This window comes from Pusillibacter faecalis, from assembly GCF_018408705.1.
GTDB lineage: Bacteria > Bacillota > Clostridia > Oscillospirales > Oscillospiraceae > Oscillibacter > Oscillibacter faecalis.
This window is the reverse complement of record NZ_AP023420.1, coordinates 1,792,533-1,813,966: the sequence shown is the minus strand read 5'-3', so window position 1 is coordinate 1,813,966 and position 21,434 is coordinate 1,792,533. Positions and strand designations below refer to the sequence as shown.

At 53.1% G+C, this 21,434-nt stretch carries 16 protein-coding genes and 5 pseudogenes; 8 read left to right on the top strand and 13 right to left on the bottom strand.

Features of this window, described 5'->3' with window-relative positions; genetic code table 11:
* Positions 1-9: 9 nt before the first annotated feature.
* Both KJS55_RS09025 and KJS55_RS09020 read left to right on the top strand, forming a co-directional pair.
* Positions 10-975, top strand: a complete 966-nt coding sequence (locus KJS55_RS09025; RefSeq protein ID WP_213543179.1) for a C-terminal binding protein — start codon at positions 10-12, stop codon at positions 973-975.
* 443 nt (positions 976-1,418) lie between these two features.
* Positions 1,419-2,594, top strand: coding sequence for an iron-containing alcohol dehydrogenase (locus tag KJS55_RS09020; protein WP_213543178.1), 1,176 nt, complete (start codon positions 1,419-1,421; stop codon positions 2,592-2,594).
* A 1,128-nt stretch (positions 2,595-3,722) separates the two neighbouring features.
* Here the strand turns inward: KJS55_RS09020 and KJS55_RS09015 are convergent.
* Positions 3,723-4,007, bottom strand: a complete 285-nt coding sequence (locus KJS55_RS09015) for a helix-turn-helix domain-containing protein (RefSeq protein ID WP_213543177.1) — start codon at positions 4,005-4,007, stop codon at positions 3,723-3,725.
* Between the two features lie 290 nt (positions 4,008-4,297).
* Here KJS55_RS09015 and tnpA point away from each other — a divergent pair, with 290 nt between their 5' ends.
* From tnpA to KJS55_RS17505, 5 genes and pseudogenes are all read left to right on the top strand, one after another.
* Positions 4,298-4,441 (top strand): IS66 family insertion sequence element accessory protein TnpA, encoded by a 144-nt coding sequence (tnpA, locus tag KJS55_RS17695; protein WP_394806202.1) that lies wholly within the window; start codon positions 4,298-4,300, stop codon positions 4,439-4,441.
* 195 nt (positions 4,442-4,636) lie between these two features.
* Complete coding sequence (gene tnpB / locus KJS55_RS09010; RefSeq protein WP_213543176.1) at positions 4,637-4,996, top strand: IS66 family insertion sequence element accessory protein TnpB; 360 nt, start codon at positions 4,637-4,639, stop codon at positions 4,994-4,996.
* Between the two features lie 222 nt (positions 4,997-5,218).
* Positions 5,219-5,632 (top strand): IS66 family transposase, encoded by a 414-nt coding sequence (locus KJS55_RS09005; protein ID WP_213543175.1) that lies wholly within the window; start codon positions 5,219-5,221, stop codon positions 5,630-5,632.
* 41 nt (positions 5,633-5,673) lie between these two features.
* Positions 5,674-6,123: pseudogene (locus KJS55_RS17510) on the top strand (IS66 family transposase).
* Positions 6,023-6,573 (top strand): annotated as a pseudogene (locus KJS55_RS17505) (IS66 family transposase). The pseudogenes KJS55_RS17510 and KJS55_RS17505 overlap by 101 nt, the downstream one beginning before the upstream one ends.
* A 297-nt stretch (positions 6,574-6,870) precedes the next feature.
* Here the strand turns inward: KJS55_RS17505 and KJS55_RS17690 are convergent.
* The 11 genes and pseudogenes from KJS55_RS17690 to KJS55_RS08935 form a co-directional block, all read right to left on the bottom strand.
* Positions 6,871-7,011, bottom strand: a pseudogene (locus tag KJS55_RS17690) (recombinase zinc ribbon domain-containing protein); the annotation flags it as partial.
* Positions 7,012-7,488: 477 nt separating this feature from the next.
* Positions 7,489-7,896: pseudogene (locus KJS55_RS17345) on the bottom strand (recombinase family protein); the annotation flags it as partial.
* 43 nt (positions 7,897-7,939) lie between these two features.
* The gene (locus tag KJS55_RS08975; RefSeq protein ID WP_213543170.1) at positions 7,940-9,292 is read right to left on the bottom strand and encodes an aldehyde dehydrogenase family protein; all 1,353 of its coding nucleotides are present in this window, start codon (positions 9,290-9,292) and stop codon (positions 7,940-7,942) included.
* A 16-nt stretch (positions 9,293-9,308) separates the two neighbouring features.
* The gene (gdhA, locus tag KJS55_RS08970) at positions 9,309-10,655 is read right to left on the bottom strand and encodes an NADP-specific glutamate dehydrogenase (protein ID WP_213543169.1); all 1,347 of its coding nucleotides are present in this window, start codon (positions 10,653-10,655) and stop codon (positions 9,309-9,311) included.
* 41 nt (positions 10,656-10,696) lie between these two features.
* A complete protein-coding gene (locus KJS55_RS08965) occupies positions 10,697-11,902 on the bottom strand; it encodes a pyridoxal phosphate-dependent aminotransferase (protein WP_394806208.1) in 1,206 nt (401 codons plus the stop codon).
* A gap of 34 nt (positions 11,903-11,936) precedes the next feature.
* The gene (locus KJS55_RS08960) at positions 11,937-12,629 is read right to left on the bottom strand and encodes an MgtC/SapB family protein (RefSeq protein ID WP_213543168.1); all 693 of its coding nucleotides are present in this window, start codon (positions 12,627-12,629) and stop codon (positions 11,937-11,939) included.
* Between the two features lie 9 nt (positions 12,630-12,638).
* Positions 12,639-13,358 carry an MgtC/SapB family protein gene (locus KJS55_RS08955; RefSeq protein WP_213543167.1) on the bottom strand — a complete coding sequence of 240 codons (720 nt, stop codon included), beginning with the start codon at positions 13,356-13,358 and terminating at the stop codon, positions 12,639-12,641.
* Positions 13,359-13,407: 49 nt separating this feature from the next.
* On the bottom strand, positions 13,408-14,247 hold the full coding sequence (gene hisJ, locus KJS55_RS08950; protein WP_213543166.1) for a histidinol-phosphatase HisJ: 840 nt from the start codon (positions 14,245-14,247) through the stop codon (positions 13,408-13,410).
* A complete protein-coding gene (gene hisJ / locus KJS55_RS08945; protein WP_213543165.1) occupies positions 14,231-15,139 on the bottom strand; it encodes a histidinol-phosphatase HisJ in 909 nt (302 codons plus the stop codon). Before hisJ (KJS55_RS08945) ends, hisJ (KJS55_RS08950) begins: the two co-directional genes overlap by 17 nt.
* A gap of 123 nt (positions 15,140-15,262) precedes the next feature.
* The gene (locus KJS55_RS08940; RefSeq protein ID WP_213543164.1) at positions 15,263-16,732 is read right to left on the bottom strand and encodes a Na+/H+ antiporter NhaC family protein; all 1,470 of its coding nucleotides are present in this window, start codon (positions 16,730-16,732) and stop codon (positions 15,263-15,265) included.
* A 143-nt stretch (positions 16,733-16,875) separates the two neighbouring features.
* Positions 16,876-18,147, bottom strand: a complete 1,272-nt coding sequence (locus KJS55_RS08935; protein WP_228300497.1) for a cysteine desulfurase-like protein — start codon at positions 18,145-18,147, stop codon at positions 16,876-16,878.
* Positions 18,148-18,418: 271 nt separating this feature from the next.
* Here KJS55_RS08935 and KJS55_RS08930 point away from each other — a divergent pair, with 271 nt between their 5' ends.
* Positions 18,419-19,585 (top strand): PucR family transcriptional regulator, encoded by a 1,167-nt coding sequence (locus tag KJS55_RS08930; RefSeq protein ID WP_213543162.1) that lies wholly within the window; start codon positions 18,419-18,421, stop codon positions 19,583-19,585.
* Positions 19,586-20,177: 592 nt separating this feature from the next.
* On the opposite strand, the pseudogene KJS55_RS08925 reads toward KJS55_RS08930, so the two are convergent.
* Positions 20,178-20,678: pseudogene (locus KJS55_RS08925) on the bottom strand (reverse transcriptase domain-containing protein); the annotation flags it as partial.
* Positions 20,679-21,434 lie beyond the last annotated feature (756 nt).

Sequence of the window (21,434 nt, the reverse complement as noted above, 5' to 3'; positions counted from 1 at the left end):
TGGAACGCCATGAAGGTTGTTATTGTTGATCACAGTCATGAGGATTGCAGCACAGAAGTTGGAATCCTGGTAAATTCTGGATTCGAAGTTGCTGTGATGCAAGTCCACGATGAAGCCGACGTGATTGCTGCGCTCAAGGATGCCGACGCCGCAATTGCCGAATATGGGCAGTTTACTGAGCGTGTCTTTCGCGCGCTGCCCAATCTCAAGATCGTGAGCAACTATGCAATGGGCGTTGATAATATCGACGTGGAAGCGGCCAAGGCCGCAGGCGTTGCTGTCACCAACAGTCCGGACTATTGCTTCGATGAGGTTGCTGAGCATGGAATGGCGCTGATCTCCGCACTGCTTCGCAATATCGTGGGATATGCTATGGATGTTGCGGATGGAATTTGGGACTGGTCTAAGGCTCCCAAGCTTCAGCGGATCAAAGGCCTGACGCTGGGCCTGATCGGCTGCGGACAAATTCCCCGCCGTGTTGCAAGAATGGCACATGGATATGGAATGTATGTTATTGGCTATGATCCGTTTCTTTCCAAGGAGACTGCCCGAGAGGTGGGAATTGAACTGGTGTCCATGGAGGAGCTTTGTGCAAGGGCGGATGCGGTTTTGAGTCACGTTCCCCTCAACAAAAGCACAAAGGAGATGGTGAACAAAAGCGTTTTTGATCTGTTCCAGAAAGCGCCGGTGTTTGTGAATACCTCCCGCGGGCTGACGGTTGACGAGCACGCGCTCTATGAGGCGCTTTGCGAGGGGAAGATCAGCCGGGCGGCGCTGGACGTGATTGACTCGGAGACTCCCACCTTCCAGGAGGAAATCTTCTCCGCGCCGAATGTCATCTTCACCCCCCATGCCGCGTTCTATTCAGAGACTGCTTTGGATGAGGCCAACCGGACGGCATCTAATAATGTTGTGGAGTTTTTTGCGGGGAATTTTGACAAGGTTCGCTTTGTTGTCAGACCTTCGGGCACCTAGAGCATCTCCACGTGTGTTTCTGGCAGAAGCGGAGGCGGATGGTCCCGCCTCCGCTTTTCTCCTAATTTGATGGGAGAACCTCAGAAATCTAATGAGTTTGATAGGTGCTCCTAGATTCACCTATGATAGTAGCCCCCAACAGTTAACATCTTGTACTGGTAAGAAAACGAATAAAAAGCATCAGCTCTTTCCAAAAAAATTTGGACTAGTTATTTGTTAGGGAAATTATGTTGTAAGACATCAGTCCCAATAAATTCCCGGTGTACTATGTGCCTTTACATCTTATATGGCTTTTCAAAAAAGGTGCATGAGAATACAATTTGGCTAATACCTCTGCAAAAATGCGGGCTATCGTCATTCGATTATCCTCTTCAAGATGGATCTCCCGTCGGACACAGAAGTCCCCAGCGTCGAAGTACTTTCCAAGATAAGAAAGGAAGTATATGAACGATTTTATTTTTTATAATCCCTGCAAGGTCTATTTCGGAAAAAGCCAACTGAAGCATTTACCAGAGGAGCTATTACACTATGGGAAAATGGTACTCCTTGTTTATGGAGGTGGCTCCATCAAAAAAAATGGTCTCTATGAAGCAGTAACAAGATTAATGATGGAAAACGGATTTCCCTGGGTAGAGCTGGCGGGAGTGCAAGCCAATCCTCGGCACACGGTGATTAACAAAGGAACCGCTATCTGTAGAGAAAAAGGCGTGGAGGTTATTCTGGCTGTTGGAGGTGGGTCGGTCATTGACTCAGCTAAGGGAATTGCAGCAACTGCGGTATCTGAATACAGTGATGTATGGGAACTTGTCAAAGTAAGTGCCTCCGTGGAGAAGGCGCTCCCAATCATTGTACTTCTGACAAGTGCAGCCACTGGTTCTGAAATGAATACTTGGTCCATGGTATCTAATGTGGAAACCAACGAAAAAAAATGCCTTGGAGGGCCTGGACTCTTGCCGAAAGTAGCTTTTGAAAATCCAGAAGCCTCTTTTTCTCTTTCAAAATATCAGACTGCATGCGGCGGCTTTGATATTTTGAATCATGTACTGGATAACTATTACTTTGCCGGAGATTCAACATTTGAGATAACGCTGGAACTTCAAGAAGCCGTCATGCGCACAGCGGCTAAATTTACACCTATTGCTGTAGAAAACCCCAACAATTACGAAGCACGAGCCAATCTGATGTGGGCATCTTCTTTAGCACTTAGTAATATTTTGGGTGATATGCATCATGGCGCTTGTCATGCTATCGCACATGAGTTGTCTGCCTATTATGACATTACTCACGGACACAGCCTAGCCATCATCACCCCCCGATGGCTCCAATATATCATGGATGAGAAAACCGCACCCGCTATTTCCCGGTTAGGCAAAAAAGTATTTGGGCTTGATGTAGAGCTTGATCCGATTGTCGGCGCGCAAAAAAGCATAGAGGCAGTGAATCAATTCTGTTTTCAGATATTGCGTCTACAGAGCACTTTAACAGAACTCGGTATTTCTGATGAATCTTTTGAGGAAATGGCGCATCATGCTTGCGCGAGCTTTCCCAATTTGACTATCCCCGGATTGCGTAGCTTAACTCCTCAGGATGTTAAAAGCATCTACAAAATGTGTCTATAAAATGGCATTTGGGCAACCTCATAGATCATAGAATACTCGGGCAAAGCATCCTCCTACGTTTCCTCTCCTTAAGTTCAACCACGAAAAATAATGATGGTAGTCCGCCTCTACTTCCGCGAGATCATAGTTCGTGTAGGTGTAATCGATGATATTTGACTGTCTGCCGTACTACTCTTCAATGCGCTCCTTTGGCAATTTTGCCCGCATTTCCGGAGCCTTTCCTTCCACTTCGTAAGCTACGGGATGTAGACGAGCATCTCATCGACCGTCATATCTTTGCAACTTATGTGTTGACTCAAGTGAGGGTGTGGGTTTGATGAAAAGCATTTCGAAGTTTTTGCAGAGCAAATGCAGTCTATTGATGATGTGCAGCTGGTGCATTTGGGCACTTTGTGCCGCGAACTTTCTCCTGTCCTATAGTATCGCTATCTTTTACAATCTCGGGGAAGCAGCTCTGCTGATGATTATCGGTGGGTTCCTTACAATCTGCCGTGCTGATCCTGTCTGTGCCTAACATGGAACCGACGCCGGATAGGGACTCCTCTTCTGCAAAGTAACGGTTCTTATAAAAGCTCCCTATACGCGCTCCGTCCTCTGACGCTCATTGCAGCAGAAAAAGCTTCGTTGAAAAGGCACGCTCCTGAAAGGATGGCTGGACAGTCTTGTCCAGCCATCTCCGTATAATAGATTTACGGTTTAGATGTGGGTAAGCGTCAAACGGAGCAGTAAAGTACATGCGTCGGATAGAGAAAGTGGTGACCGAAATTCGGTCACCACTGAAAGCAAAAATATTAAGTAGTGAGTACCTGCTGAGCCAAGAAGTCCTGCACCACGTCCAAGAGATGTTCTGGGGCGAGCTGCAATCTGGTGCAGTAGTCAATCAAGCCAAAGATGTCAGACCTGTTGCTGGAGAAAGGCACCACCATTGTAATCGTAGACCAGCTTCCATGCGTGCATGCGCTCTTTTACCAGAATTCCATAAGACAGTCTACAGCGGAATGGATCCCACATTTCAAGGAGCCAGTATCGATAGCCCGAGTTCTGGCACGGCGTATCAATGTCCATGTTCTCTGCAGCATACAGGTCCGCGGACAGTTGGAATAGGATTTTCAGCAGGGAAGCTGCTTGCTAAGCGGCAGGCAGGGCCATGGGGTGGATGGCTGGAATGGTGGAGAGGATCTGGTTAAAATCAGAATCACTCGCAGATACAGATTGCTCTTCACCGGAAACCAGTTCTGCTACAGAAATCCTCAATTTATCCGTGAGATTTTCCATGGAGTCAGCTCTTGGATGCGAAGTACCGTTCAAATATCCTTGCAGGGTCGTCCTTGGAATATCAATTTCTGCCGAAAGTTCCGCATAATTTACACCTCTCTTCTTCGTTTCTCTTTTTAACGTGGTTAACGTGGTCAAATATTTTTCTCTATTTTCATGGTCATGGAAGCCACTTCCGAAGGCAGACTCAACCAGTAAATTTCAACTTCCCGGCAAATCGAACAGCTTTTCGACAGAGCCGGAAAAAGGACAGGACAGCCCAAGGCCGGCACTCCTTAAGAAAGTGTCGGCCTTCCGCTCTCTTTTTTAATTTAACGATAGAGGAATTGTAAGCGTCAAACACAGTAACAGATAGATAGACATGAGAAAATAGTGGTGGAACGTTTTGAAATGTTTCGCCACTATTAACTTTTAGGCGGCGCATCCAGATGACGAGCAATGAACTGAAGCACCATGCGAAGGTACAGGAATGGGGATCGGCGATACAGGACTGCCGGAGCAGCGGGCTGTCCGTGCGGGAGTGGTGTCGCCAACGGGGCATCACGCCAACAATGTATTACCGATGGGAATGAGAGGTCCTGTCGGGTATTCGCAGGAAAGCCGGCGAGAGACGTTCTGGGACTGTATATTGTGGAACTGCCAGCGCCGCAGCCACTGCGAAACGTTTCGGAACGTACCGCAACACTCAATGTTGGAAGCGGCAGCATAGACCTGTACCAGGAAGTGGGGCCGGAATTACTGCGGGCATTGGTGGAGTTGCTGCGGATATGCTGAACGATTTCACCGGGGCAGATAAGGTGTACATCGCCTGCAGGTATACGGATCTGTGGCGTGGAATCGATGGGCTGACCAGTATTGTCCAACAGCAGTTTCAGTTGGACCCATTCACGGACACGCTGTTTCTGTTCTGCGGACGGCGGAAAGACCGGATCAAGGGGTTGTGCTGGGAAAAGGGCGGGTTCATTCTGCTGTATAAACGGCTGGAGCAGGGCGTATACCAGCGGTCGCGCTCTGAAAGCGAAGTGAGGGCCCTGACGCCTCAGCAATACCGGTGGCTAATGGGGGGACCGAAAATTGAGCAGCCAAAAGCTCACAAAGAGGTAACGGGACTAAGCTGTGTCGTGTAGCTGTAAAAATTCAAACATTTAGCCCAAAAGCCGTTGGGAATGCTGGTTTTCCAACGGCTTTTGCAATATAATTAAAGTGTGAAAGATACCACGATTTTAGAAAAAAGCATCACGGGAAATGAGGAGCATATCTCCATCTCCCGCGCGGAATATGACGCGCTCAAAGCCGAAAACACTGAGCTGAACCAGAAACTGGACTATCTCATGGGGTAGTTGCGTCTAGTGAAGAAAACGCTCTTTGGTACATCTTCTGAACAGGCAACAAAAGAACTCGCTGAACAGCTCAGTCTCCTCTTTAATGAAGCGGAGGTATGGCGCCCCATAGAAGAGGAGCCGATTGAAGATACCGCCGTGTCTGTGCATATGCATCAGAAGCGTTCCAGCGATCTGGATGAGATTCTCCAAGAGTGTGTTGCTGTTGAGACGGTGAAGCACAGCATCCCAGAGGAGGAACGAGTTCGTGCAGCCTGCGGCACCATGGTGGAGCAAATTGGCAAGGAGTTCCGGTGCACGCTTGTGCTGTATCCTGCCACAGCAACGATCCGTGAAGTTGTCTATTACACCTATGCCTGCCAGAAATGCAGAATTGAAATGTTTGAAACGCCGCCCCTGAAACGGAAAAGGTCCCGCCAGTGATCTCCGGCAGCTATGTCTCGCCGGAGATCATTGCTCATATTATGGTACAGAAGTTTGTGGTGGCATCTCCTCTGTACCAGCAGGAACAGGGCCTGAACCGTTCCGACATCCAGCTTTCCCAGCAGACTATGTCCAATTGGATTCTCCGGGCTTCTGATGATTAGCTGGCGCCGATCTACGTAAAGATGAACCGACGGCTTGTGAAGGAGGCGGTACTTCATGCGGACGAGACAACGCTCCAAGTGCTGAAAGAGCCGAGAAAGTCTGCTCAGTCCAAGAGCTATATGTGGCTCTACTGGACCAGCAGCTATACAGCAGAACCGATGATCCCCTACGAGTACCGCCCTGACCGCAAAGCAAGCAACTCGGCAGAATTCCTCATGGACTTCCATGGCTGGCTCCACGCGAACGGCCATCCTAGCTACCACAGTGTGCCTGCCGGAGCCTACTCGCGTGGTGGGCTGCTGGGCGCACCTGCGGCGGAAGTTTGATGGGGCTGTGAAGTCCCTGCCGAAGCAGGACCAGCACAACGCCGCAGCATTGCAGGGACAGGCCTATTGCCGCAGACTGTTCTCCATTGAGCAGGAACTGGCCGGATTGCCACCGGAAGAACGATATACGCAGCATCTGGCCCGGTCCAAGCCGGTGATAAACACTGCATGGGCGTGGGCAAAACAAACAGGGCCTCTCCGAAATCCGCGTTGGGCAAAACCCTTTATTATCTGAAGGAACCATCGTCGTATCTGGGCCGCGTTCTGGAGGATGGCTATCTGAAGCTGGGCAACAATCTGACGGGATGGTCCATGAAGCCCTTTGTAATTAGGCGGAAGAACTTCCTCTTTGCCAACATGCCGCGCGGTGCGCAGAGCAGCGCTGTGATCTACGGCATGATTGAGACGGCCAAGGCGAATGACCTTGATCCTTACCGCTATCAGACATGACTTCTGACCAACGCGCCGGTCCTGGCTGCCAATGGCATGGCATGGACTGCAAAGTTGTTGCCCTCCAATGCTCCAGCCTCTTGCCGGACTTTCTCAAAAGCACATTGATCTCCGGGAAGGACGAGATGGCCCATTGCTCATGTCCTTGTAACTTTTCTGGATTAGCCTGTCGATCTCCGCTACTCGCTGTTTGGCCTTCTCCAACTCCCGCTGTCTGGTGGACAGTTCCCTCCTCTCTTGCAGGCCGAACCACTCCATCTGCTCCTGTGCAAACCGTTTTTCGTAACACTGGATATATTACAGCAGCCTTTGCAGGCCCTCCAGCACCAGCCGCTCCACGATGTGTTCCCGAATATAGTGTGCGGAACACACGCTTGAATTTTTGTGGTAACTGGAACAGAAGAAAAACGCCTGCTCCCGCTTGTAGTTGTTGGTTGCACTGTAATTACAGCTTTCCGCCGCTGTCGGCGCAGTAGAGAAACCCGGAGAACATACTCACAGGTGGTGTTGGCGGAGGTCCCGGGTGAGCGCGAAGGTTTCCCAGTCGATAATGGCGGGATGGGTGTCCGGGAGGATGTCCGCTACAGTGGCGGAACGCCAGTTGTACGGGAACGCCGGGGGCTTTACCGGGTATTTCACACCGATGCTTTGCAGATACTCGCTGGAGGCAACACACCCTCGGAGCGCAGTTTCTTGGCGACTTGAGTAGGTTCCAAGCCGGACACGCTCATCTGAAAGATGCGCTGTACCTTGTCACTAATGTCATTAAGTTGAGCGTTCTTTGCATAAATGATTAGAAAAAACAAAAATTTTTTGATACAAATATAGCTGTTTTGCGTTAAAACCACAAAATTAAGAACCAGGTCAGATGACCTGGTTCTTAATTTAATAACATTGACCTTGTCGCTAGTATTTTTTCGCGTACCACTCCGACATGATATTGATAAAGGGCGCAAACCTCAGCGTGTCGGGCTTCTCGGTATCTATGCCGTGATAAAGCGCACGTTGTTCCGTCTGAAAATCTTCATAGTGTTCCCTGTCTGGAGATAGTCGCGCCCCCAACGGGTCATGTCTTTTATAATGCACACGTCGATTTTGCCGTTTTCCATGTCCTCTATCATGCAAAAGTAGACGGAACAGACAAAAAAACCTGCCGCTTTCGTCGTCAATGTAATGCCGGATATCCGTCAGATTTAGCTGTCTGGCGTAGCTTTCCAGAAATTTCTTTTGGTTCTGAATGGCGTTGTTCTCACCGCCATCCCTGTCCTCGTCGCCTACGGAAAGGCGGGCGTAAAAAGAGGGCACCCGCCTTTCGATGGAAATGATTAATAGTCGGGTGCCCTCTTCTTTCTTATTAGGTCTCGGCTCAGTTCTTGAAGAGCTCCTCGGGGCTGGGGACCTGAACATCCAGGGGCAGAGCAATCTTCGAGACGTTGATGAGGTGGATGTAGTCCACATTCTCGCACAGAATGTTATTCCCCCACGTGCCGCAGCTCTCAGACACCGCCGGACTCAGCCCGTTCGTGCTCGGGCCCCATGCGTCCGGAGTCGGCTGGTTCACCAGTACCCGCGCCACAGGAATCCGCTCGCCATAGTACTCAATATGCTTGCGGTCATTGCTGAAGATACCCGCCGTGTGCCCGATGCCACCGGCCTCCTCCATGTTCTGGATCGCCATCGCCACGGCCTCCTCAAAGCTCTCATACCCCTTCAGCACCACAATGGGACCCATGATCTCCTTGTTCAGCACATTCGCCTTCCCCACCGCGTCGATCTTCAAGCCCATGACCTTTGTGTCCTTCGGAATGTCAAAGCCCGCCGCCTTCGCAATCACTGGCGCGTCTTTTCCCACCAGCTCCGGCACCGGATGTCCGTCGTGGAACAGCACGGCCCCGAACTTCTCCACGTCCGCCTTGTCCTCAAACAGCACCACGCCCTCGTCCTTCAGTGCCTGGAAGAACTTTTCCTCTTCCTCCTGGGGATAGAGCAGCAGGTTGTCCCCGTCGCACAGGATGCCGTTGTCACTCCCCACTGCCGTCACCGTCATCTTCGCCGCTTCCTTCAGGTCATACCCACGGTCCAGAACCACCGGCGGGTTCCCGGGGCCCACGCCGTATGCCGGCGTTCCGCTGGAGTACGCCGCCTTCACCATCCCGCTGCCGCCGGTGGCGATCACCAGGTCGCACGCCTCCATCAGCGCCTGTGAGTTCGCCAGCGTCACCTCGCTCAGCACCTGGATCAGGTCGGCCGGGGCGCCGCACTTCACCATTGCCTCCCGGATCAGCTCCACCGTATGGGTGGTGGACTTCGCCGCACGGGGCGCGGGAGAGACGATGATCGCGTTCTTCCCCTTCACCGCGTCCATGAAGTTCCCCAGCGGGGTCACATTTGGGTTCGTCGCCGGTGTCACGCACGCGATCACACCCACAGGGTGCGCCACCTCGATAATCCCCGTCTCCTTGTTCTCGCTGATGATCCCCACGGACTTCTTATCCCTCAGGTACGCCCAAAACGCCGCCGGCGTGTCCGTATTCTTGCAGATCTTGTCCTCATAGTACCCCAGCCCTGTCTCGTCCACGGCCTCCCGGGCCAGTTCAGCAGCATGCTGATAGATGATCTTCGCCGCCTCGTACACCAGTTTGTCGGTCTGCGCCTGGTCGTAATCCTTGATCGCTTCTACGGCCTTCCGGCCCCTCTCCACATATTCCTGAATTGTCATCCTTCTTCCTCCTCTCTCAAAAGATCCCCTGGGCCATCATGGCATCAGCCACCCGCTGGAAGCCCGCGATGTTGGCGCCGGCCACCAGATTGTAACCCAGGCCGTATTCCTCGGCGGCCTCCACACTCATGGTATAAATGGTGTTCATGATCTGCCTGAGCTGCTTGTCCACCTCTTGTGCGGTCCACACCATGCGCTCGCTGTTCTGGGCCATCTCCAGAGCGGAGGTGGCGACGCCGCCGGCGTTGACGGCCTTGCTGGGAGCGACAATCAAACCGCAGTCCATCAGATACCTCAGCGCGTCGTTGGTGGTGGGCATATTGGCCACCTCGATGTAGTACTTGACGCCGGCCTGGGCGATCTTCTTGGCGTGCTCCAAATAGACATCGTTCTGCATGGCCGACGGCATGCAGATATCCACCTTGACTCCCCAAGGCTTCTCGCCGGGATAGAACTCCACGCCGAATTTATCAGCGTAGTCCTTGACCACGTTCCGGCCGCTGGCGCGCATTTCCAGCAGGTACGCTACTTTCTCACTGGTTGTGACTCCGTCAGGATCATAGATATAGCCGTCAGGGCCAGACAGCGTCACCACCTTGGCCCCCAGTTCCGCCGCCTTCTTGCAGATGCCCCAGGTCACGTTGCCGAAACCCGCGCAGGCGATGGTTTTTCCCTGGATGGACTCTCCCTCGTGCTTGAGAACATTTTCCAGGTAGTACACCGCGCCGAAGCCAGTCGCCTCCGGACGGATGCGGCTTCCGCCATAGGAGAATCCCTTGCCGGTGAACACGCCGTTTTCAAAGACGCCCTTCAGGCGGCGGTACTCTCCGTACAGATATCCAATTTCCCGGGCGCCCACGCCCATGTCACCGGCGGGAACATCCACATCGGGGCCGATATAGCGGTACAGCGCCTGCATATAGCTCTGGCAAAAACGCATGATCTCCGCGTCGGACTTGCCGGCGGGGTCGAAGTCACTGCCGCCTTTGCCGCCGCCAATGGGCAGTCCGGTCAGAGAGTTCTTGAAGATCTGCTCAAAACCCAGGAATTTGATAATGCCGGGATACACATTCGCCTGGAACCGCAGGCCGCCCTTGTAAGGGCCGATGGCCCCATTGAACTGGCAGCGATAGCCGACGTTGGTATGCCAAGTGCCGTCATCCGCCATCCACACCACGCGGAAGGTAAACATTCGCTCCGGCTCCACCATCCGGTTCAAAAGGTCCGCTTTTTCATACTCCGGATGCCTCTCGATCACAGGCTCCAGGGAGGAGAAGACCTCCTCCACCGTCTGGACGAATTCCGGTTCATTGGCGTACTTGGATTTGACGTTTTCAATTACACTGGCAAGATAGGCGTTCATTTCTATACCCCTCCAAATTGTCTTCGTACTTCATGAAATGTTTATGATTTTCCGGCGCGCGCCGTATAAGCCTGAATCCCGCTGGCCAGCACTGCCATGGCCCGCTCTAGATCCCTCTGCTGCAGGGCATACGCGATACGGATCTCATCCCGTCCCTTGCCGGGCGTGGCATAGAAGCCCTCGCCGGGTGCGAACATCACGGTCTCGCCGTGGTTGTCAAATTCCTCCAGCAGCCAGGCCTGGAAACGATCTGTGTCATCAACTGGTAGCTTGGCCATAATATAGAACGCCCCTTTAGGACATTCGCACATCACACCGGGAATTTTGGAGAGGCCCTCCATACAGGTGTCCCTGCGCTTTTTGTACTCCTCCTGCACAGCGGCGAAATACGAGGAATCCACACCGTAGAGTGCCGTGGCACCCACCTGATCCAGCGTTGCAGCACACAGCCGGCCCTGGCAGATCTTCATGGCATTGGCCATTAGCTCCTGGTTGCGGGAGATCAGCGCGCCGATCCGGGCGCCGCAGGCGGAAAACCGCTTGGAGACCGAGTCGATCACCACCACATACTCTGCCATATCCTCCAGTTCCAACAGGGTCGTCAGCTTTTCGCCGCCATACACAAACTCACGGTACACCTCGTCTCCGATGAGGAAGAGGTCGTGCTCCCTGGCAATCTCCGCCATCAGCCGCACTTCCTCCGGGGAGAGGACAACGCCCGTGGGGTTACCCGGGTTCGTCATCAGGATGGCCCGAGTGTGCTCGTTGATCAGCGGCTCAATCCTGGCCCGGTCCGCATACCGATACCCCTCCTCTGGAGAGGTGGAAATTGGGCGGATAGAGCCGCCGGTTATCCGGACAAAGGTATTGTAGTTGGGATAAAAGGGCTCCGGAATCAGGATCTCGTCGCCGTCGTCCAGAATGCAGGCAAGGGCAATCTCCAGCGCCTCGCTGCCGCCGGTCGTCGCCAGGATGTTCCCCTGTTGAAGCGGGACATTCAGCTCGCTGTAATAGCGCTTCACCGCCTCCAGATAGGCCGGTACGCCCGGGGACGGTGCGTAGCTCAAAACAGGCTGTCGGAATTCCCGGATCGTGTCAAAAAACACCTTCGGCGTCTCAATGTCCGGCTGTCCGATGTTTAGGTGATAGATTTTTAGACCCCGGGCCTCCGCCGCCACCTGATAGGACTGAAATTTCCGCATGGGGGAAAAGCCGCACTTTTGAATCTTGCTGGACAATTTCATCATAGTATGTATCTCCTTTGTCATTCGACATCCAAACTCAGAACTGCTCAACGGACATCACGCCTTGGCAGTCCGAAATCTCCCGGAGCAGCTGGTCCATGTCATATTGCTTGTGTAGCTGCAGCGTCAGGAGCGCACAGGCGGTGCCCTGTTCGCAGGCAGTGGCCCGCGTGATCTCCAGGTCCAGGATCTTGACCCCCTCCATGCGGAGATCCTGCATCAGCTGGTCCAGACATGCGTTCTGCGTACATTCAAGGTACAGATTGATCTCGGGAGTATCTCTCCAGAGCAGGTATTTCAGTTTTGTAAGCACCATTTCCGCCAGCAGCACCAGCAGCGTTGCGTAAATGGCGCCCTCATAAAAGCCGGCGCCGATGGCCAGGCCGATGATAGCCGCGCTCCAAAGGCCGGCCGCCGTGGTCAACCCCCGCACCCGCCGGTTTCGTGTCACAAGAATACACCCGGCGCCAATGAAGCCGATCCCCGCGATGACTTGGGCGCCCAGCCTGCCGACATCCGTATAACACTCCATATAGAGCAGCAGATAGTGACTCGTCAGCGTGGTAACAGACGCCCCCAGACAGATCAGAATATGGGTGCGGAAGCCCGCCGGGCGGCGTTTGTACTCTCGCTCCAGTCCAATCACTCCTCCGCAGAGCACGGCCATCAGCAGGCGGATGCCGACAGAGAGCGTCGATATATCGCGAAAGGCATCAAAAACATGCAGCATAGGCCCCCCTTAAATTTCTTGTACGGTCAGCACACCGTCCAGCTTCATCAAGATGGAAATCACCTCAATATGCGGCTGCGATTTTGGGAGGCGAACATAAAAAACAGCACTTGGATTCTTTTCCTCGCGCCCGCGCTCGATATCCACCTCATAGATACGGATCTGCCGTGCCTTCAGGCAGGTAATGACAGAACGAATCTGGTCCAGTGATGTCAGCTCCACGTAGATGTTTATATTTTTCATGTAGGCTTTCATGCGCTTCTCCAGCCGCGGAAGGATGCATATACAAAACAGAATCAGAAAAAATACCGGGAGCACGCACTCATAGAACCCCGCCCCGATGGCAAGACCCATGCAGGCAGAGGCCCACAGTCCCGCGGCGGTGGTGAGACCTTTCACGCTCCGATTGTGCGTGACGAGGATTGTGCCCGCACCCAGAAAGCCAACGCCGTTGATGACCTGTGCGCCAAAGCGAGATACATCTGTCCGAATTCCGACGCGTAATGCAGTCTCCCGCCAGCAGGTATTCATCATCTCGGTTTCATACTGGCTAAGTATCATGGTCAGCGCAGCCCCCAGGGAGATCAGCATATAGGTGCGGAACCCCGCCGGCCGGTGCTTCTGACTGCGCTCCAGGCCGATGAAGCCGCCCAAGAAAACCGCCAACGTCATCCTCAAAAAGACGCTCAGCGCATGAAACTCCCGTAGATTGTCCAGCCACTCCATCATATTGCTTCGCCTTTTTTCCGCTTGTCCGCCGGCAGTCCGTCGGGCGTACTCACGCCTCCCACACGGGAAGCAGCGTTTTCAGATTTTCCTGAATCACCGGCAAGTCAAACCCGCCGCCGATTCGCTCCGGCTCATGGGCATCAGAGCCCAAGGAGACCGGCACCCGGTGCTTTTGAATGAGCGGCAGCAGTGCCTCGCCATAAATTTGGCCGCAGTCGTCCGGGTACAGCACCCCAGAGGTATTCAGCTCCAGCGCACATTCCTGCTCTTTCACCACTAGGATAAACTCCTCCATCACCGGAAGGTTGTCATAGAACTCCGGGAACAGCCTGCCACAGCGCCCTAACAGCGTCGGATGCCCGACGCGTCTTGGCCGCCAGGGCCCCAGGTCCGCCGTCACTGACCTGATGAGGGTCCGGTAATAGATTTCGCCCAGCTTTCTGGCCCCCACTGCCTTCACGGCGGCGATGATGTTGTGCCGGTAGTCCAGATTCAGGTAACAGCCATCTACCAGCAGGTTGTGCACGGAGATAAGCCCGTCCTCCATTCTGGGGCCGTATGCCTCCAGAATATGGCCCGTCTTCTCCTCACAGCCCTCAAAATATTCCACCTCCAGGCCGATGCGCATTCTCACCGGGCCGGTGTAATGCTCTCGAAAGGCCTGCATACCGGCAAAGTAGGCATCCACCCCGTCCGCGGACAGGTTGGGATTCTCCTCGTACTGTGTCCGCTCCAGCGGAATCGGCAGCGGCGCGTGCTCCGTAAACGCTACCTCCGCCATTCCGGCCCTCTCCGCCGCGGCCAGATAGGCCTCCAGCGGCGCATCCGTGTGGCGATGCGGGCAAAAGGGCGTGTGTACATGCAGATCCTTTTTATCCAATGCAGTCATTTGCTGCTTCCTCGTACCTCGCTGTGCCTGTTGCGCGGGCGGCTCTCAGCGTCCCGTCTCCCCAGACGGGACGCAGATATTTCATGGCCTCCAGAATCACGGGGTGGTCAAAGTCACTGCCGATTCGCTCCGGCCTGTGGGCGTCGGCCCCCAAAGATACGGGAACGTCATACTTTTTCATGTACGGCAGCAGCGCCTGCCCATAAATCTCCTCGCAGTCCTCTGGGGACTCCAGCCCCGCGGTGTTCAGCTCCAGCGCAAAGCCGTATTCCTTGGCCGCAGCGACAAACTCCTCCATCAGAGCTCGCTCCTCATTGAACTCCGGGAAGTGTTTTCCGCACAGAGCGAGCATCGTGGGATGGCCGACCCGCTTGGGCTTATAGGGCCCCAGATCTGTGATCACCAGCTTGAGCATAGTTCTGTAGTACAGTTCGCTGAGCTTCCGGGCGCCCATCTTCCCCACCGCCGCGATGATATTATGCTGATAGCCAAGATTCAGGTATCTGCCATCCACCAGCAGATTGTGCACGGAGAGAAGGCCGTCCTCCATCCTGGGGCCGTAGAGATCGAGGGACCGTGCCGTCTCCTCCTCAAACCCTTCTAGGAAATCAACCTCCAGACCGATGGTGATTTTCACCGGCCCGGTATAGGTCTCCCGGAGCGCGTACATCTCACGAAAATACAGCTCAACCTCCTCATCCGTAAGCGTCGGATGCTTGGTATACTGCGTCAGGGATAGCGGCGCCGGAAATGGGCCGTGCTCGGCAAAGCCCAGCTCCACAATGCCCTGTTTCTCCGCTGCGGTCAGGTACTCCTCCAGCGGGGCATCGGAGGCCCGGTGCGGGCAAAACGGGGAGTGAACGTGCAGATCCTTTTGATTTAACGCGATCATTTCCTTGTACCTCCATACGTGGTCAAACCATGCCTACGTGGTCTGACAGAGTCCTTCCCCGTGAGCGGGGGGAGAGCGGGCTATGCGCTCCCACCCCTTCGCTCCGGAGTGCGCGGATATTGCTCAGGCTTTCACCTCTGTAATCTGCGTCTCAGGGGCGGCCTTCTTGATGCAAAGTCCGGTAAAGCCGTAGAAGATCGCGAAGGCCCAGACCAACCAGCTAAAGAAGGAATACCGCAGGAACGTCAGGTTGCTAGCCCCCAGAACGGAGGCGTATAGAATTCCAGATGAGGTCCAGGGATAAAAGCCGGTGGAGCCGGTGCCGAAGTCCTCTAGCGTTCTGGACAGGTTCAGCGTATGCAGGCCCATCTCCTTGTACTTTTGCAGCAGCATCGGTCCGCCGATCAGAATGACGGCAGTGGAGCCGGCGGTGCCCGCCAGCAGGATGCAGATGATGCCGCTGACCACGATCAGGGAGCCTGTACCCTTGACGAAACCAAACACCCTGTGGACCAGGACGTCCATCAGACCGATGTATTCCAGAATGCCAGCAAAGTACATGCAGATAAAAGTGATGATGAAGGCATCCACCATGGCGCTAATACCGCCGCGGTTGAGCAATGTAAGTACGCCGGAGGCGGAGATCGCCTCTGCGTCGATCTCAGGGTGCATGTCCAGAATGATCTGAGCATTAAAGCCGGAGTGCATGGCATTAATCCCATTTGCAAGTGGCAAGCCCTGATAAAAGAACCCCAGCAAAACGGCCAAGAGCGCCGCCAGCAGGATGACAATGTTGGTATCCTTTTTGGTGATGGCGCCGTAGATAATCACAACAAAGGGCAGCAGCAAAATAATGTTGAAACTGTAAAGTGTCTCCAGCGCAGACAGCAGCGCGGCGGTTCCGTCCACGGATGTGGTGGCCCCGTGGTTCATCGCGCCGTAGATCACGTAGATGATGATGGTAATCAGCGCGGCAGGGCCGACAGTTTTGGACATGTGGCGGATATGGTCGAAGATGTCATTTTCTGTAATCATAGATGCGAGAATCGTGGTGTCGGATAGAGGGGACATCTTGTCGCCCAGCATGGAGCCGGCGTAGCAGGCACCGGCCACAAGGCCAAAGTTCACCGCATCGCCCATGGCTGCCGCGATACTCATGATCGCAAAGCCGGCCGTACTGGCAGAGCCGTTGGAGGTGCCTGTAGCAAGGGAGAACACTGAGCACAGCAGAAAGCCTGAGAGGGCAAGCCAGCTCGGATTCACCAGTTTGATGCCGTAATAGAGCACCATAGGAAGCGTGCCGCTGTACATGAATGCGGCCAACATCATGCCGATTACCAGGAGCAGCATCATGACGGAGGCGGATTTGCGGACCTTCTCCTCACCGGCCGCGGACATCTCCTTCCAGGAATACCCACAGATCAAACCCATGATTACGGCCAAGATCGTAATGGTAACCATCATGAGAACACTTTTGAGTCCCAGTAGCGTGAACGAGGCGGCGACCGCCACGATCAGAAGCACCAGAACGATGCTCTCCGTTAGAGTTGGTTTGCGCTTTTGCCGTCGTTGTTTCTTGGTCTCTTTGTTCATGGTCTTTCTCCCTTCTACTTTCTCTTTGTATTTACTCTGCCCATCTACACTCATGGGCAAATGTATGAACAACCGTGTTCGCCAGGGGGAGCCTCCCGCGCTTTGATTCCGCGGCCAGATGCGTCCAGGAAAAGAGTTGTCCCTCAGTTTGCGCACAGCTCGCGCAGCGCTGTCAGCACCCGATCCACGTCTGCCTGCGTGGAGTAGGGCTCCAAGCCAATCCGCACGAAGCCGCCGCAAGCATCCATTTTTAGCGTGTGGAGAATCGTCTCAATGGCGTAGAAATCGCCGTCCCACACAAAGATGCCCCGCTCGGCCAGGAATCTTGCGATCTTATTGGAGTGGATGCCGCTGATGGTGAAGGACACCGTGGCAGTTCTGGGATGCCCGACCGGAGGTCCGTACACCTTGGCGCCCGGCAACTGGCTGATACCGGCCCTGAGCTGGTCTGCCAGCGCCTCCTCGTACTTGTCAATGGCCAGCAAACCGGAGACAATCCTCTTACGGCGTCCGCTCAGAGCGGCGGTCTCCTCCTCAAAATACTGGCTGTGCTGGCGGCCAATGTCCGCGATGAACTCCACGGCTTCCGCGGCACCTACCACTGCCTCCATGGCGATGGTACCCGTCTCCAGGCGATAGGGCATCTCAACGTTGTCATATGCCATGACGCGCGCCGTCTTGATCTGTTCGCCCACATCCTTTTTGCAATAGATGATACCCAAATGTGGACCGAAGAACTTGTAGGCGGAGCAGAGTAGAATATCCATGCCGACCGCCTTCACGTCAATCACCTTATGGGGTGCGTACTGCACCGCGTCAACCACCGTAATCGCGCCCACACGATGTGCCTCATCAATGAATTTCTTGACATCGGTAATCGTTCCGCAGGAGTTGGCCGCCCAGTTGATAGCCAGCACCTTGGTCTTATCCGTCAGCTTGGAGCGGAAGTCCTCAAAATCCAGCGTGATGGCCTCCGGGTGGATTTTGACGCTCTTGACCACCACGCCGAAATCCTCCAGGGTCCTCCAGGGTGAGCGATTTCCCTCATGGTCAATGTCTGTAATCAGGATCTCATCGCCGGGCTTAAGCTGGCGGGCCATGCCCAGCGCCAGCTTGAAATTGTTGGTGGAGGAGTTCTCGCCGAAGGCGACCTCCTCCGGATCACAGTTGAAGAAATCCGCAAAGGTCTCCCGGGCCCGCACTACCAGCGCGTCGCTCTCCACAGAGGTTTTAAAGACGCCGTGTGCATTGGCATTTCTGCAGAGCAGGTAGTCGTTGATCTTCTCAACCACGCGCAGAGGCACCTGAGTTCCCCCGGGGCCGTCTAGGAACGCCGCGGGCAGGCCGTTGACGCTTTTGCGCAGGGCCGGAAACTGCTCCCTCACATAGTCGACTTGAAATTCAAAGGGTTTCATGTTGACACGCCTCCTTAGTATCATTCTTCTCTTTATTTTCGTGCAAGCCTTCTGTTTATTTCTGATAATTTTATGATTACATATTATTAAATTTTATTCAATTGGACGAATTTCAAAATTCGACAGAAATATTTGTAAATTGTACAATGGTCATTCTGGTCAAAATTTTCCACTTCGGCTCAGATTTTCTATTGCACAGAGACTAATTTTCATGAATAATAGGGGATGAAAAAATTGTCCCCTCCAGCCCGGATTGAAAGGATACAACACGATGATCACAGTAAATGACATTCTCTCGCGCCCTCTGTTTAAAAATTTCGCTCTCGTCTCCGGCGAACGTGGGCTCTGTAATCATGTGCAGAGCGCGGGCTTCTTCGAGTGGGAGACCGGGCCTGCCATCATGCAGAGCTTCCCAAAGGGCGAATTTGTCATCACCACGTTGTCTGCCGCGAAAGACGATCCATCCGCCGCGGAGGAAGCCCTAGCCAGTTTATTCCAGTGCAAAATCGCGGCAATTGCTATTAAAAATGTTTACTTCCGACAACTCCCCGACTCCATTTGCACGCTGTCGAACAAGAGTAACATTCCCATCTTGTTTTTTGACAGCCTCTATGTGGATGACGTCTTGTTCGACCTGAAAACCGCGATTCTTGAAAACGACCCCCAATACCAGAGGAAGATGATTGACAAACTGCTGGCAAACTCCTCCGGCACTCCTGACGCGCTCAGGGAGCTGGCGCTCCAGTTGAACCCGGCATTTGAGCCGTATCTGATCTTCTCCGCGTTCGTCTCGGAGGACCTGGGAAATCAGCAGGAGCAGTCAAGCGAGGAGCCGCTCAAACCCACTGACGGAAGGTCCAGCCACCGTATCCATCTGGAGGACTATCAATACACCCTGGTTCCATACAAGAACGGAATGCTCTGCATCTGCACCGCAAGAGGGCCGGTGGCGTTCACCAAAACACAGGCACGGCGTTTTCTCGCGCTGTGCTTTCAGTCCGCTGTCTCATACCAGATGGGAATCAGTCTGCAGAACGGGGGACTGGAGACCATTTCACAGGCTATTCAGGAGGCAATTTATGCAAACATTTCCTGTAGGATCAATCAGGAGGCCTGCCTAGAATTTCGGGAGACTGGGGTGGACCGGCTCTTATGTTACGCCGCCGGATCCACATGGAGCCATCGCTACTATACGGATCTGTCGGAGCGCCTCGTGTCTAGCGGGGATGCCCCCGATTTGCTTTTGAATACCCTGATTACCTATGTGAAATACGGTGGAAGCATTGTACTGACCTCCAAGCACATGTATCAGCACAGCAACACCATCCGCTATCGAATCTCAAAAATTCAAAGCCTGTGGGGAACCCGCCACAACCTGGACTTTGACGCTCAGGCCCAACTGTTTGTTAGGCTGCATTTCCTCTACCAGCTGATGTGAGCGCGCTTGGCCACAGCATGTTGCCGTCAGCGTTCTGTTAGATATCCGGCGTACTCTCCGGCAGAAGTTCCTCTGCCCAATCCTTCTCTTTGGTCTCCAGTCTGAGAAAGCCCGGACTTATGGACAGGAATTTCCCAGCCATTCTGGTCTGCGTGTTTATGACATTCTCCGGCCAAAAAGTGGACGATATGTGATAAATTATGAAATGCGCCGGTATCAGATAAAATGCCGTCTTCCAGAAATTGAAAATAAGGACTCTTTATACACTGCTGCACTTTATGGGGCAGAAGAACACCCGGAATACTTTGGCGCTTTCCCTTTTTACCCAGAAATAAAGGGAAGCTGTGTAGTTGAATAAATGCGCTACTAAACGCGATTTGTGAATTTTACCCAGAGTATGCCGCAATTCAGAATGATGAAGACGCAAAATTTGAGCGTGGTCATTTCATAAAGCAAACGTCCGGTGTAGGTACAGAGTTTTTCAAGCTCTGATGAAATTATGCCGAAAAGTCAAAGGGGATTTATATGAGCATAGCACAAACCGCGAAACGGAGAAAATGAAGCCTTACTGTTTCTGTTCGAACCATATACGGTTTATGTTATCGAAGAACGATTTAATATCGCCCTCTATAAACCATCTGCCCCCGCTGAAATTCCACTGCAACTGCAAAAGTGCCGTGTGGCAGCTACGGTTAGGCCGAAATCCGTGGGAATAGTTAGAAAAGGTTGGCTCATAGATAGCCTCCAGCAGCATCCGCACGATTTCCTGTACCAGCTTATCATCAAAAGACGGGATGCCCAGCGGGCGCAATTTTCCATTCTTTTTCTTGATGTAGGTGCGTCGTGCGGGACTGGGCTGGTAACTGTGGTCTTTTAGACTTGTGGTTAGTTTTCTGATATGCTCCATACCCATTCCATCTATAGTCTGCCTATCCGTTCCGGGGGTCATGTTTCCAGGTTTGGCATAGATGTTGTAGTACGCCTGCAAATAGAACTCTATGTTATAAAAGTTGCGGTACAGTCGTTCGTAATGATAGGTTGGGTCTTTGGCTTTGGGTTTCAGACTGTTCAATACGTCGATTGGATTTCTCATGGTGTCTCACACACCGTTTCTTTCTCTATACTGATAGATGATAGACAAACTGGCCCCCTTCGCCATGTAGATGGGTTTCCCGCCCTCGGACTACTATGGGGTCTCCGTTACCATGCCGGATTTTCAGCGTCATCTTTCTCGGGGTGTTAATCCTTGGAATTTATCACCTTGCGGCATTACGCATAGCCCTTTGGGACGTTCCGGTTTAGGCAATCTCCGTTTAGACTGTTAGAAATAGCTTGTCAGTTTGTCGGATATGACGTTTGCCTTTTACCGCTTTTGCAGTTGGTCGGTACAAAAGCATTATGGGCAATTTCACCTAGCCTCTGTGAAACTCCTTATATCGCCTGCCACTTCAGCTATCGTGTGGCAGGAACTTGAGTATGACCCTTCGGGCTGTCTTCTAAGCAATCCAGCTTTTATCCTCATAACTGACATTTCATCTTGCAATTCAGTCGCGGCGTGGATAGCTCTGCCGACTTATCGCTTCCCCGATATGCTACACTCTCCGCGCAGGTTCCCTTGCGGATAAATCGGGTGATGACAACTTGATTGTCACTCGTGTTTTGTTATAATTAGATTGCGTATACAAGCATAAGATAAACCAAAATTTTGGAGGTAGTGCCTATGTTTTCTTGCAGCTTTGGTCCGTGGACATTAGAATTTACGAGAGAATATAGAATCGTCCAGGATGCCACTACTGCTGTTGTTATTGATGATGAGCGAACCGCTCTAGTTCTCGTCAGTCTTACTTCT

What these genes read in the sequence shown, in the direction of transcription:
- KJS55_RS08930 (WP_213543162.1), top strand. Translation starts at nt 18,419, where the DNA reads ATGATCACAGTAAATGACATTCTCTCGCGCCCTCTGTTTAAAAATTTC.
- KJS55_RS09025 (WP_213543179.1), top strand. Translation starts at nt 10, where the DNA reads ATGAAGGTTGTTATTGTTGATCACAGTCATGAGGATTGCAGCACAGAA.
- KJS55_RS08965 (WP_394806208.1), bottom strand. Translation starts at nt 11,902, where the DNA reads ATGATGAAATTGTCCAGCAAGATTCAAAAGTGCGGCTTTTCCCCCATG.
- KJS55_RS08940 (WP_213543164.1), bottom strand. Translation starts at nt 16,732, where the DNA reads ATGAACAAAGAGACCAAGAAACAACGACGGCAAAAGCGCAAACCAACT.
- tnpA (WP_394806202.1), top strand. Translation starts at nt 4,298, where the DNA reads ATGACGAGCAATGAACTGAAGCACCATGCGAAGGTACAGGAATGGGGA.
- KJS55_RS08955 (WP_213543167.1), bottom strand. Translation starts at nt 13,358, where the DNA reads ATGATGGAGTGGCTGGACAATCTACGGGAGTTTCATGCGCTGAGCGTC.
- KJS55_RS08935 (WP_228300497.1), bottom strand. Translation starts at nt 18,147, where the DNA reads ATGAAACCCTTTGAATTTCAAGTCGACTATGTGAGGGAGCAGTTTCCG.
- KJS55_RS09020 (WP_213543178.1), top strand. Translation starts at nt 1,419, where the DNA reads ATGAACGATTTTATTTTTTATAATCCCTGCAAGGTCTATTTCGGAAAA.
- hisJ (WP_213543166.1), bottom strand. Translation starts at nt 14,247, where the DNA reads ATGACTGCATTGGATAAAAAGGATCTGCATGTACACACGCCCTTTTGC.
- KJS55_RS08960 (WP_213543168.1), bottom strand. Translation starts at nt 12,629, where the DNA reads ATGCTGCATGTTTTTGATGCCTTTCGCGATATATCGACGCTCTCTGTC.
- hisJ (WP_213543165.1), bottom strand. Translation starts at nt 15,139, where the DNA reads ATGATCGCGTTAAATCAAAAGGATCTGCACGTTCACTCCCCGTTTTGC.
- tnpB (WP_213543176.1), top strand. Translation starts at nt 4,637, where the DNA reads ATGCTGAACGATTTCACCGGGGCAGATAAGGTGTACATCGCCTGCAGG.
- KJS55_RS08975 (WP_213543170.1), bottom strand. Translation starts at nt 9,292, where the DNA reads ATGACAATTCAGGAATATGTGGAGAGGGGCCGGAAGGCCGTAGAAGCG.
- gdhA (WP_213543169.1), bottom strand. Translation starts at nt 10,655, where the DNA reads ATGAACGCCTATCTTGCCAGTGTAATTGAAAACGTCAAATCCAAGTAC.